8 protein-coding genes are annotated in these 12298 nt (G+C 66.3%); 2 read left to right on the top strand and 6 right to left on the bottom strand.

The window, feature by feature from the left end; genetic code table 11:
- The first annotated feature begins 4 nt into the window (after positions 1-4).
- Together KBI52_RS15710 and KBI52_RS15705 are read left to right on the top strand one after the other, a co-directional pair.
- Positions 5-727 (top strand): ABC transporter ATP-binding protein, encoded by a 723-nt coding sequence (locus KBI52_RS15710; RefSeq protein WP_315974846.1) that lies wholly within the window; start codon positions 5-7, stop codon positions 725-727.
- Entirely contained in the window at positions 724-1956 is a 1233-nt protein-coding gene (locus KBI52_RS15705; RefSeq protein WP_210808596.1) for an ABC transporter permease, read from the top strand. The genes KBI52_RS15710 and KBI52_RS15705 overlap by 4 nt, the downstream gene beginning before the upstream one ends.
- A gap of 260 nt (positions 1957-2216) precedes the next feature.
- On the opposite strand, the gene metH is transcribed toward KBI52_RS15705, so the two are convergent.
- From metH to ettA, 6 genes are all read right to left on the bottom strand, one after another.
- Complete coding sequence (gene metH / locus KBI52_RS15700; protein WP_210808594.1) at positions 2217-5972, bottom strand: methionine synthase; 3756 nt, start codon at positions 5970-5972, stop codon at positions 2217-2219.
- 101 nt (positions 5973-6073) lie between these two features.
- Positions 6074-6979, bottom strand: a complete 906-nt coding sequence (gene metF, locus KBI52_RS15695) for a methylenetetrahydrofolate reductase [NAD(P)H] (RefSeq protein WP_210808592.1) — start codon at positions 6977-6979, stop codon at positions 6074-6076.
- Positions 6979-7992, bottom strand: coding sequence for a metalloregulator ArsR/SmtB family transcription factor (locus tag KBI52_RS15690; protein WP_173947359.1), 1014 nt, complete (start codon positions 7990-7992; stop codon positions 6979-6981). Before KBI52_RS15690 ends, metF begins: the two co-directional genes overlap by 1 nt.
- A 217-nt stretch (positions 7993-8209) precedes the next feature.
- Positions 8210-9688, bottom strand: coding sequence for an AMP nucleosidase (locus tag KBI52_RS15685; RefSeq protein ID WP_173947358.1), 1479 nt, complete (start codon positions 9686-9688; stop codon positions 8210-8212).
- 141 nt (positions 9689-9829) lie between these two features.
- Entirely contained in the window at positions 9830-10231 is a 402-nt protein-coding gene (locus KBI52_RS15680) for a hypothetical protein (RefSeq protein ID WP_247654421.1), read from the bottom strand.
- A gap of 246 nt (positions 10232-10477) precedes the next feature.
- Positions 10478-12130 (bottom strand): energy-dependent translational throttle protein EttA, encoded by a 1653-nt coding sequence (gene ettA, locus KBI52_RS15675; RefSeq protein WP_210808590.1) that lies wholly within the window; start codon positions 12128-12130, stop codon positions 10478-10480.
- Positions 12131-12298 lie beyond the last annotated feature (168 nt).

Here is a 12298-nt window from a genome sequence, read left to right as displayed (position 1 = left end):
CCCCGTGGCTCTCATCGAAACACGCGACCTGAGACGGGTCTACGACCTCGACGCCGGCCGGGTCGTGGCCCTCGATTCCGTGTCGCTCGACGTCGACAAGGGTGACTTCGTGGCCGTGATGGGCCCGTCCGGCTCGGGCAAGTCCACGTTCATGAATCTCGTCGGCTGCCTCGACAAGCCGACCGCCGGCCACTACCGGCTCGCCGACACGGCGGTCGAGCGCCTCGACGCGAACGGTCTGGCGCGGCTGCGCAACCGCGAGATCGGCTTCGTCTTCCAGCAGTTCAACCTCCTGCCCCGCGTCGACGCGCTCGGCAACGTGGAGCTGCCGATGGTCTATGCGGGGTTCGACCGCAGGACGCGTCGCGAGCGCGCCCTGCATGCGCTCGGCCGCGTCGGTCTCGCCGAGCGGGCGCATCACCGCCCGATGCAGCTCTCCGGAGGACAGCAGCAGCGCGTCGCCATCGCACGCGCGCTCGTCAACGGCCCGAGCCTGCTCCTCGCCGACGAGCCGACCGGCGCTCTCGACAGCCGCACGGCGAACGAAATCATGGCCCTGTTCCAGGAACTCAACCGCGAGGGCGTCACCATCGTGCTCGTCACGCACGATGCCGAGGTCGGGCGGCACGCGCACCGGCTGATCCGCTTCCGGGACGGGCGCGTGATCGAGGACCACCGCCAGATCCCGGTCGATGCGCGCGCCCTCGCCACGGAGGCGGCCGAATGAGGCTGATCGAAGCCATCCGGTCCGCGTTCTCCGCCATCGCGGCCAACGCTCTGCGCAGTCTTCTCACCATGCTCGGCATCGTCATCGGAGTGGCGGCCGTCATCGCCATGGTGGCGATCGGCTCCGGGGCGCGCAATCTCGTCGACCAGCAGATCCGGTCTCTCGGCGCGAACCTCGCCATCGTGACGCCCGGAAACGTCACGCAGGGCGGCGCGCGCCTCGGCGCCGGTGCCGCCTCGTCGCTCACGGACGAGGACGCGCACGCGATCCGCCGCGAGGTCGACGGCGTGGTGGCGGCCGCGCCCTTCGTGCAGGGCGGCGCCCAGGTGGTGGCCGGCGGCAGCAACTGGGCCACGCGCATCTACGGCATCGACCGCGACTGGTTCTCCGCGCGCGAATGGGACGTCGCCACCGGCCGCACCTTCGATCCGGAGGAGGCCCGTCGCGGCGACATCGTGATCCTTCTCGGCCAGACGGTCGCCCGCAACCTCTTCGGCGAGGACGATCCCATCGACCAGATCGTGCGCGTGCGCAACGTGCCCTTCCGGGTCATCGGCGTCATGGCGCCGAAGGGGCAATCGGCCTTCGGGCAGGACCAGGACGACGTGGTCTTCGTGCCGCTCGACGCAGGCCGCCGCCGGGTGATCGGGCGCAACTACGCCAAGGACGGGTCCGTCGGCTCGATCTTCGTGAAGTTCGCCGACGAGAACGACATCGAACCCGGCATCGCGAGCATGACGGAGCTGCTGCGCCAGCGTCACCGCATCACGGGCGAGCAGGAGGACGATTTCTCCATCCGCAACCTGACGGAGATCGCCAACACGGCGTCCGCCTCCGCCAACACGCTCTCCATGCTGCTCGCCGCCGTGGCGGCCGTGTCGCTGCTCGTCGGCGGCATCGGCATCATGAACATCATGCTGGTGTCCGTCACCGAGCGCACCCGCGAGATCGGCCTGCGTCTCGCCGTCGGCGCGCGGCCGCGCGACATCCTGAGCCAGTTCCTGATCGAGGCGACGACGCTCTCCACCATCGGCGGGGCGCTCGGGATCGGCCTGGGCGCCGGCGCCGCCTATCTGGTGGCGCAACTCGCCGGCTGGCCGTCGCTCGTGTCCACCAACGCCATCGTCGTGGCGGTGGGCTTCTCGGCCCTGGTGGGCATCTTCTTCGGGTTCTACCCGGCGCAGCGCGCCGCGAGGCTCGACCCCATCGAGGCGCTGCGGCGGGAGTGAGAACTCCGGTTCCTGCGTCACACCTGTTTTGTGCCGGTGATCTCGATCCGAGAAGCGCCGCGCTTTTCCGATCGAGATGGCCGGCACGAGGCCGGCCATGACGTGGAGAGGAGTGGCACGGACCGGACGATCAACCTGCACGTCATCACCGGCCTCGTGCCGGTGATCCCGCTACTGTGAAACGCCGCGCTCTCCTGGTCGGGATGGCCGGGACAAGTCCGGCCATAACCCGGCTATGACGTGGCAGGGTCGTAGGATCCTTACTCAGCCGCCATCACCCGGTAGCGCGCCGGATCGTAGTTGAGGATCGGGGCGAGCCAGCGCTCGACTTCCGCCACGCTCATGTCCTTGCGCGCCGCGTAATCCTCCACCTGATCGCGCTCGACCTTGGCGACGCCGAAGTAATAGGCGTCCGGATGCGACAGGTAGAGGCCCGACACGGACGAGCCCGGCCACATGGCATAAGATTCCGTGAGCGTGACGCCGATGCTGCGCTCGGCCCCGAGCAGGCTGAACAGGGTCGCCTTCTCCGTATGGTCGGGCTGCGCCGGATAGCCGGGTGCCGGGCGGATGCCCTGGTACTCCTCGCCGATCAAGCCCTCGTTGCTGAGGCTCTCGTCCGTCGCATAGCCCCAGAACTCCCGGCGCACGCGCTCGTGCATGCGCTCGGCGAAGGCTTCCGCCAGACGGTCGGCGAGCGCCTTGACCAGGATCGAGCGGTAATCGTCGTTGGCGCGCTCGAAGCGCTCCGCGATGCGCACCTCCTCGATGCCGGACGTCACCACGAAGGCGCCGACCCAGTCGGGCTTGCCGCTCTCGACCGGCGCGACGAAGTCGGACAGGCAGATGTTCGGCTTGCCGTCTCGCTTCGAGAGCTGCTGGCGCAGGCCATAGAAGGTCGCCAGCGGCTCGCTGCGGCTCTCGCCCGTGTAGAGACGGATGTCGTCGCCGACCGCGTTGGCCGGCCAGAAGCCGATGACCGCCTTGGGATTGAACCAGCGCTCGTCCACGAGCTGCTTGAGCATCGCCTGAGCGTCCTCCCAGAGCTGTCGCGCGGCCTCGCCCTGCTTCTCGTCCTCGAGGATCGCCGGGAAGCGGCCCTTCAGCTCCCAGGTCTGGAAGAACGGCGTCCAGTCGATATAGGGCACGAGCTCGCCCACATCGTAGCTGCGGAACACGCGGGCGCCCGTGAAGGTGGGCTTCGGCGGCTGATACGCGGCCCAGTCGAGCGCGAGCCTGTTGGCGCGGGCCCTTTCGATGGAGAGGCGCTGCTTGTCGGCCTCGGAGCGGGCATGGGCCTCGGCCACCTTGCGGTATTCGGAGCGCAGCGTCTCCACGTAGCCGTCCTTCATCTCGGACGATAGAAGGGACGACACGATGCCGACGGCGCGGCTGGCATCGGTCACGTAGACCGCCTGCCCCTTGTTGTAGTTCGGGTGGATCTTCACGGCCGTGTGCACGCGGCTCGTGGTGGCGCCGCCGATGAGCAGCGGAATGTCGAAGCCCTCGCGCTCCATCTCGCTCGCCACATGCACCATCTCGTCGAGGGACGGGGTGATGAGGCCCGAGAGGCCGATCACGTCCACGTTCTCCTTGCGGGCCGTCTCCAGGATCTTCTGCGCCGGCACCATGACGCCGAGATCGAGGACCTCGTAGTTGTTGCAGGCCAGCACGACGCCCACGATGTTCTTGCCGATGTCGTGCACGTCGCCCTTGACCGTCGCCATCAGCACCTTGCCGGCGGCGGACCGCTCGGTGACGCCGGAGGCTTCCTTCTCGGCCTCCATGAACGGCATGAGATAGGCCACGGCCTGCTTCATCACGCGGGCGGACTTCACCACCTGGGGCAGGAACATCTTGCCGGCGCCGAAGAGATCGCCCACCACGTTCATGCCGGCCATGAGCGGGCCTTCGATCACGTGCAGCGGACGCGCGGCGGCCTGGCGGGCCTCCTCCGTGTCCTGCTCGATGAACTCGGTGATGCCGTTGACGAGCGCATGTTCGATGCGCTTCGCGACGGGCCAGGAGCGCCACTCGAGATCGGCCGCCTTTACGGCGCCGGAACCATCGCCTTTGAAGCGGGGCGCGGCCTCCAGCAGGCGCTCCGTCGCATCAGGACGGCGGTTGAGCACCACGTCCTCGCACAGCTCGCGCAGCTCCGGATCGATCTCGTCGTAGACCGCGAGCTGGCCGGCATTCACGATGCCCATGTCCATGCCGACCTTGATGGCGTGGAACAGGAACACGGAGTGCATGGCCTCGCGCACCGGCTCGTTGCCGCGGAACGAGAAGGACAGGTTGGATACGCCGCCCGAGATATGCGCGTGCGGCAGGGTCTCGCGGATGATCCTGGTCGCCTCGATGAAGGCGACGCCGTAGCCGTTGTGCTCCTCGATACCGGTGGCGACCGCGAACACGTTCGGATCGAAGATGATGTCCTCCGGCGGGAAGCCGACCTGCTCGGTGAGGATCCGGTAGGCGCGGGTGCAGATCTCGACCTTGCGCTCGAGCGTATCGGCTTGGCCCTGCTCGTCGAAAGCCATCACGACGACGGCTGCCCCGTAGGAGCGGCAGATTTTGGCGTGCTCGATGAAGGCCTCCACGCCCTCCTTCATGGAGATCGAGTTCACGATGGCCTTGCCCTGGATGCACTTGAGGCCGGCCTCGATCACGTGGAACTTGGAGGAATCCACCATCACCGGAACACGGGCGATGTCGGGCTCGGCCGCCACGAGGTTGAGGAACTCCACCATGGCCTTCTCGGAATCGAGCAGGCCCTCGTCCATGTTGATGTCGATGATCTGGGCGCCGTTCGCCACCTGGTCGCGCGCCACGTCGAGAGCGGCGGCGTAATCGCCGTTCGTGACGAGCTTGCGGAACTTGGCCGAACCCGTGACGTTCGTGCGCTCGCCCACGTTCACGAACGTGATGTCGGAGGTGAGATTGAAGGGCTCGAGGCCCGACAGACGCATGAGCGGCTGCACCGTGGGAACCGCGCGCGGCGCCTTGCTGGCGACGGCCTCGGCGATGGCCCGGATGTGGTCCGGCGTCGTGCCGCAGCAGCCGCCGACCACGTTGACGAGCCCGGCATCGGCAAACTCCGCCAGCATCCGGGCCGTCGCTTCGGGACGCTCGTCGTAGAGACCGAACTCGTTGGGCAGGCCTGCATTCGGATAGGCGCAGACGAGCGTGTCGGCGACCTTGCCGATCTCCTGGATATGGGCGCGCATCTCGCGGGCGCCGAGCGCGCAGTTGAGGCCGATGGAGAACGGCTCCGCGTGACGAACCGAATGCCAGAACGCCGTCGGAGTCTGGCCCGACAGCGTGCGACCCGACAGATCCGTGATGGTGCCCGAGATCATGATCGGCAGCTTCACGCCCTTCTCGGCGAAGACCTGATGGGTCGCCACGATGGCCGCCTTGGCGTTGAGCGTGTCGAAGATCGTCTCGATGAGGATGATCTCGGCGCCGCCGTCGACGAGCCCCCTCACCTGCTCGGCGTAAGCGTCGCGGACCTGATCGAAGGTCACGGCGCGGTAGCCCGGATTGTTCACGTCGGGCGAAATCGACAGCGTACGGTTCGTCGGACCGATGGCTCCGGCGACGAAACGGCGGCGGCCGTCTTCCTTTTCGGCGATCAGCGCGGCCTCGCGCGCGAGCCGCGCGCCGTCGAAGTTCAGATCGTAGACGATCTCCTCCATGCCGTAATCGGCCTGGGCGATGGAGGTGCCGGAGAAGGTGTTGGTCTCGACGATGTCGGCGCCCGCGCGGAAATAATCGAGGTGCACGTTGCGCACCGCGTCGGGCTGGGTGAGGATGAGCAGGTCGTTGTTGCCCCGGACATCCTGTTTCCAGTCCTTGAAACGCTCGCCCCGGAAATCCTCTTCCGAGAAGCGGGAGCGCTGCAGTTCCGTTCCCATCGCGCCGTCGAGCACGAGAATCCGCCTGGAGGCGGCGTCGCGAAGCGCCTTGGTCACGTCGGCGCCGTCGGCAGGGCGAGGAATATACGCGGTCATTCGATCTGTTCTCTCGTGATCGTGGCCGATGTCCCGCCGGCCGACGATGCTCGTTTCATGGTGTGCGATGTGGATGCCCGGCCGAGCCGGGCACCGGAAATTCAGGCCGCGGCCTTCACGCTCTGGTCGCGCAGTCCGAGCAGATGGCAGATGGCATAGACCAGATCGGCCCGGTTCATGGTGTAGAAGTGGAACTCGTTGACGCCCCGGTCGACGAGATCGATCACCTGCTCGGCCGCGACGGCGGCAGCGACGAGCCTGCGGGTCTCCACGTCGCTTTCCAAACCCTCGAAGCGGGCGGCGAGCCAGTCCGGCACGCTCGCGCCGGTCTTCGACGCGAAGTTCGCCGTCTGCTTGAAGTTCTGAACCGGTACGATCCCCGGGACGATCGGAATGTCGATGCCGCGCGCGCGGACGCGGTCGAGATAGCGGAAGTAATGGTCGTTGTCGAAGAAGAACTGGGTGATGGCGCGGTCCGCGCCGCAATCAACCTTGGCCTTCAGCACATCGATGTCGGCGTCGAGGGACGCCGCCTCGGGGTGCTTCTCCGGATAGGCCGATACGGAGACTTCGAAATCGCCGATGGCCTTGATGCCGGCGACGAGATCGCAGGTCCGTTCATAGCCGCCGGGATGCGGCTCGTAGGCCGTGCCGATGCCGGACGCGGGATCGCCGCGCAGCGCCACGATATGGCGCACGCCCGCATCCCAGTAGGAGTGGACGACGTCGTCGACCTCCTCCCTGGTGGCCGCCACGCAGGTGAGATGCGCGGCCGGCTTGAGGTGCGTCTCCTGCACGAGGCGGGACACGGTGGCGTGCGTGCGCTCGCGGGTGGAGCCGCCGGCCCCGTAGGTCACGGAGACGAATTGCGGATTGAGCGGAGCCAGACGCTGGATCGACGCCCAGAGGGTCTGCTCCATCTCGGGCGTCTTCGGCGGGAAGAACTCGAATGACACCTTGATCGGACGGGAGACCTGCCGGCTGGGGCGAAGGGTGAGCGGGGACATCAGGCGACCTCTCTGTCGGGTTCACTCAAGGGCCAATCCGTCACCACGCGGCGATCCTGGCCAAGCCAAAGGGATACGGTCAACTGCTCGTCGCCCTTCCTGGACGGAGCGATCTCCCGGGTCAGGGTGCAATCGAGGCCTGCTTCGTCGAGCCAGCCGGCGACCTGGGTGGGAGCGAAGCCGAGGCGGCGATGGGCCTGGGCCTCGCGCAGGAATTCGAGATCGTGCGGGGCGAAATCGACCACGAGGATGCGACCGCCCGGCGCCACCAGGCGGGCGGCCTCGCGGATCGCGCGGGCCGGATCGTCGAGGTAGTGCAGCACCTGATGGATGATGACGAGATCGAAGGTGTCGCGCGGGAATGGAGGCGCATAGATGTCGCCCTGGCGCAGTTCGATGCCCTTGAGGCCGGCCTTCTCGAGATTGGCCCGGGCCACGGACAGCATGGCGTGGCTGGCATCGAGCCCCACGGTGCGGCTGGCCCGGGGCGCAAGCAGTTGGAGCATGCGGCCGGTTCCGGTGCCGAGGTCAACGAGGTTCCGGATCCTGGCCGGTCCCAGGGCGTCCAGAACCGATGCCTCGACCACCGCTTCGGGAGCGTGGAGGGAGCGGATCCGGTCCCAGTCAGGCGCCAGGCGGGAGAAGAACGCCTGGGCGGCCTGGGACCGCTGGGCCCGCACGGCTTCGAGGCGGGTGCGGTCCTCCAGGAGCTGCGGGTCGGACCGGTCCAGGCTCTCCAGGGTCGGGCGGATGATTCGCAGGGCCACGCCCCGGTCGGTGAGCCGGAAGAACGCCCAAGCCCCTTCTCGGTGCCGTTCCACGAGACCCGCCTCGACGAGAAGCTTGAGATGACGGGAGATGCGCGGCTGGGACTGCCCCAGGATGTCCGTGAGGTCGGAAACGGACAACTCCCCTTCGGTCAGCAGGGCCAGGATCCGCAGGCGCGTCTCCTCGGCGGCGGCCCGAAGGACATCCAGGGTCAGATCCAGGGACGGAGACGGGGTGTCAGGCACGGCCAAATCTCGCTCTTACATATAAAGATATATTTATATGTATTTTGAGAGGAGGGCAAGCGACGGCGTGAGCCTTGTCTCTGGTTTAGGACTCCGCCGACGTTCTTGAGGCTGGTTTCACAGGCCGGGCGGGGCCATGCTCGCTAGGGCCCTTTTGGAGAATGGATCTGCCAAGTCAGCTGGGAGCCTGTACCACTCGGCTCCCAATTGGACTCGCCTATCGGAACGGCGGCTCGTCGAAACTGCGCAGCTTGCGGGAATGGAGAGAGGATCGCTGGCCTTTCAGGATGTCGAGCGCAGCGAGGCCGATCATGAGGTGCTCGCTGACGGCGCGCTCGTAGAAGGCATTGGCCGCGCCGGGCAGCTTGATTTCCCCATGAAGCGGCTTGTCCGAGACGCAGAGCAGCGTGCCGTAGGGAACCCGCAGGCGATAGCCCTGCGCCGCGATGGTGCCGCTCTCCATGTCGACCGCAATGGCCCGGGACAGGTTGATCTGGCGCCGCTCCTGGCTCCAGCGCAGCTCCCAGTTGCGGTCGTCGTAGGTCACGACCGTGCCGGTGCGCAGGCGCCGCTTCAGCTCCTCGCCGCGCTCGCCCGTGACCCGGACCGCAGCATCCTGCAGGGCGACCTGGATTTCGGCCAGAGCCGGGATCGGAATCTCCGGCGGCACGGCGCTGTCGAGGATGTGGTCGCGCCTCAGATAGCCGTGGGCCAACACGTAGTCGCCGATGGACTGGGACTGGCGCAATCCGCCGCAATGGCCGACCATGAGCCAGCAATGGGGCCGCAGCACCGCCAGGTGGTCGGTGATGTTCTTCGCGTTCGATGGACCAACGCCGATATTGACCAGAGTCACGCCGTGGCCGTCCTTGCGCATCAGGTGATAGGCCGGCATCTGAAACCGGTGCCAGGGCGAGGAGCCTATGAGGTCCTCGACCGCGGCCTCGTCCAAGCCCCGCTCAATGCTGATGCCGCCAGGCAGCAGAAGCCTGGTATAGGGCCCATCCGGATCGGCCATCTCCTTCACGGCCCAGCGGATGAACTGGTCGACATACCGGTGATAGTTGGTGAGCAGGATCCAGGGCTGCACACAGCGCCAGTCGCTGCCGGTATAGTGCACGAGGCGACGCAGGGAATAATCCACCCTCGCGGCGTCGAAAAGCGCCAGGGGACGAGGCCCGTTCTCATGGAAGACCCAGGTGCCGTCGGCGATCTCGTCACCCACCTTGGCGAGAAGCGGTGTCGGGAAATGCTGCGCAAGCTCCGACGCAGAATGCGCGCCCCGACCCAACTCGTCTCCGCGCTCGAAAACGTATGGATAGGGAATCTCCTGGTCGCTGAGGCCGACCTCGATGGTGGCGCCGTAATCACGCACGAGATAGTTCAGCTGCTCCAGCAGGTAGTTCCGGAAGAAAGCCGGCTGCGTGATCGTGGTGGCGTAGACGCCCGGTCCCTGGAACTTGGCATAGGCGCGCTGCTTGACCGGCGGCAGGGAGGTCGACCGATAATCGAGGCGCAACTCAGGATACCGGAAGCGCGAGCGCTCAAGCGGCGTGGGCGAAGTTCCGGTGGAAAAGAAATGCTCGAGAGCCTGGCGTTGGGCCTCGATGGCGCTGTCGTGAAGCGCGATGAGCCGCTCGACGGCTTCTTCAGGCGTGGCAACGGATTGAAAGGTGGAAAGGTGATCGGCTGGCACGTGGACTCTCTTCTGGTGTCTCGTGCCTCAAGGGTCATACACCGTTTCGGTCAATAACCCAAATCCCTGATAGGACAGACAATCGCCGCCAGGCGGAATGCCGAACTGCGCCGGCATTCCTGTCGCCTCTCGTGGCAAGTGCTACTCGCAAACCTCTTCGCGGCGGATGACGACGCGGCCCCAGTCATCCACGAAGCGACGGCGGACCGTATAACAGGACGGCGCATCGTAGGCCTGCGAGCCGTAGTAGGTGGGATAGGCCGGGTACGAGTAGGCGGGACGCGCCGCCAATGCGCCGAGCGCCAAGCCGCCGACCACGCCTGCCGCGACCGCGCCGCCGACATTGGAGCCGTGGCGACGGTAAGGCCGATAGCCGTAGTCGCGGTAACCATAGTCGCGGTAAGGACGGACGACCCCGTAAGGCGTGGCATAGGACCCGTCGCGCCAACGGCCCGTGCTCTCGCCGGCCGTCGCAGGAGCGGCAGCCATGAGGGAACCGCTCAGGACCAGAGCGGTGGTCCCAACCGTCAGAACTCGCTTCATGCAGGCCATAGGAACCTCCATGGGGCAGAGACCCGGAGATCACATCCGGTGAACGCCTACCGCCCCTTTGATCGTCAGAAGTGTAGCCTGACGCTGATGAACCTCGGCTGAAGGTATCGTTCGGGTTTCTGTCGGTTACTCGGCTGTCCCGAGCCCGGGGTCGGAAAGCTTGAAAAGAAGAACGCGGGCGGGCTCCTGCCCATCCCGCGTTCTGGTCCGTCATAAGGGGAAGATCGCGCGAACGGCTTACCGCGAGAACTTCTTGTACTTGATCCGGTGCGGGATCGTGGAATCCGTACCGAGGCGGCGCTTCTTGTCCTCCTCGTAGTCGGCGAAGTTGCCCTCGAACCATTCCACGTGGCTGTCGCCCTCGAAGGCCAGGATATGGGTTGCGATGCGGTCCAGGAACCAGCGGTCGTGCGAGATGATCACGGCGCAGCCCGCGTAATCCTCGAGCGCCTCTTCGAGCGCCCTCAGGGTATCCACGTCGAGGTCGTTTGTCGGCTCGTCGAGGAGCAGGACGTTCGAACCGGACTTCAGGATCTTGGCGAGATGCACGCGGTTGCGCTCGCCGCCCGAGAGCACGCCGACCTTCTTCTGCTGGTCGGAGCCCTTGAAATTGAAGGCGCCGCAATAGGCGCGGGCGTTGATCTCGCGCTTGCCGAGATAGAGCACCTCGTTGCCGCCCGAAATCTCCTCGTAGAGGGTCTTGTTGGCATCGAGCGAGTCGCGGCTCTGGTCCACGTAGCCGAGCTTCACGCTCTCGCCGATCTTGATCGAGCCCTCGTCCGGCTGCTCCTGGCCGGTGATCATGCGGAACAGCGTGGTCTTGCCAGCGCCGTTCGGCCCGATGATGCCGACGATGCCACCCGGCGGCAGCTTGAAGGACAGGCCGTCGATGAGGAGCTTGTCGCCGAAGGCTTTCTTGAGATTGTCGAACTCGATGACGTTGTTGCCCAGGCGCTCCGCGATCGGAATGATGATCTGAGCGGTGGTCGGCCCCTTCTCGTTGGCCTTGGCCACGAGTTCCTCATAGCGCTGGATACGGGCCTTCGACTTGGCCTGGCGGGCCTTGGGCGAAGCCGACACCCACTCGCGCTCGCGCTCGATCGTGCGCCTGTGCGCCTCGTCCTCGCGGCCCTCCTGCTCCAGACGCTTCTGCTTCTGCGTCAACCAGGACGAGTAGTTGCCCTCGTAGGGGATGCCGCGGCCACGGTCGAGCTCGAGGATCCAGCCCGTCACGTTGTCCAGGAAGTAACGGTCGTGAGTGACGATCAGGATCGCGCCCGGGTAATTGCGCAGATGCCCTTCCAGCCAACCGGTCGTTTCGGCGTCCAGGTGGTTGGTCGGCTCGTCGAGAAGAAGCAGTTCCGGCTGTTCGAGGAGCAGCTTGCAGAGCGCCACGCGGCGGCGCTCGCCGCCCGAGAGCTTGTCCACGGACCAGTCGTCCGGCGGGCAGCGCAGGGCGTCCATGGCCTGATCGACTTGGGAATCGAGATCCCACAAACCCTTGGCCTCGATCTCGTCCTGGAGGCGGGTCATCTCGTCCGCCGTCTCCTCGGAATAGTTCATGGCGAGCTCGTTGTAGCGGTCGAGGATCGCCTTCTTGGCGGCCACGCCCTCCATGACGTTCTCGCGGACGGTCTTGGACGGGTCGAGCTGGGGCTCCTGGGGCAGGTAGCCGACGCGGGCGCCCTCGGCGACCCAGCCTTCGCCGGTCCAGTCCGTGTCGGTGCCGGCCATGATGCGCAGGAGGGTCGACTTACCGGCGCCGTTGACGCCGAGCACGCCGATCTTGGCATCCGGGTAGAACGAGAGATGGATGTTGTCCAAGACCTTCTTGCCGCCCGAATAGGTCTTGGTGAGGCCACGCATGTGGTAGATGAATTGACGGGACACGGAAATAGCCCTGCTTGATCGAGATGTGAATGAAGTTGGCCGTCAGTTAGCAGGAGCAGGCGACCGGGACAAGGCAGGGGGTATCACCAGCAGTGTTCCGGGAAGCCAGCACCTGTGGGCCCGCAGCTTGCGCTGCGAGCCTGCAGGATGATCGAGGGTGGCGCGAGT

Origin of the sequence: Microvirga sp. HBU67558 (assembly GCF_018069605.1) — a bacterium.
GTDB lineage: Bacteria > Pseudomonadota > Alphaproteobacteria > Rhizobiales > Beijerinckiaceae > Microvirga > Microvirga terrae.
This window is presented reverse-complemented; position numbering and strand designations above follow the sequence as displayed.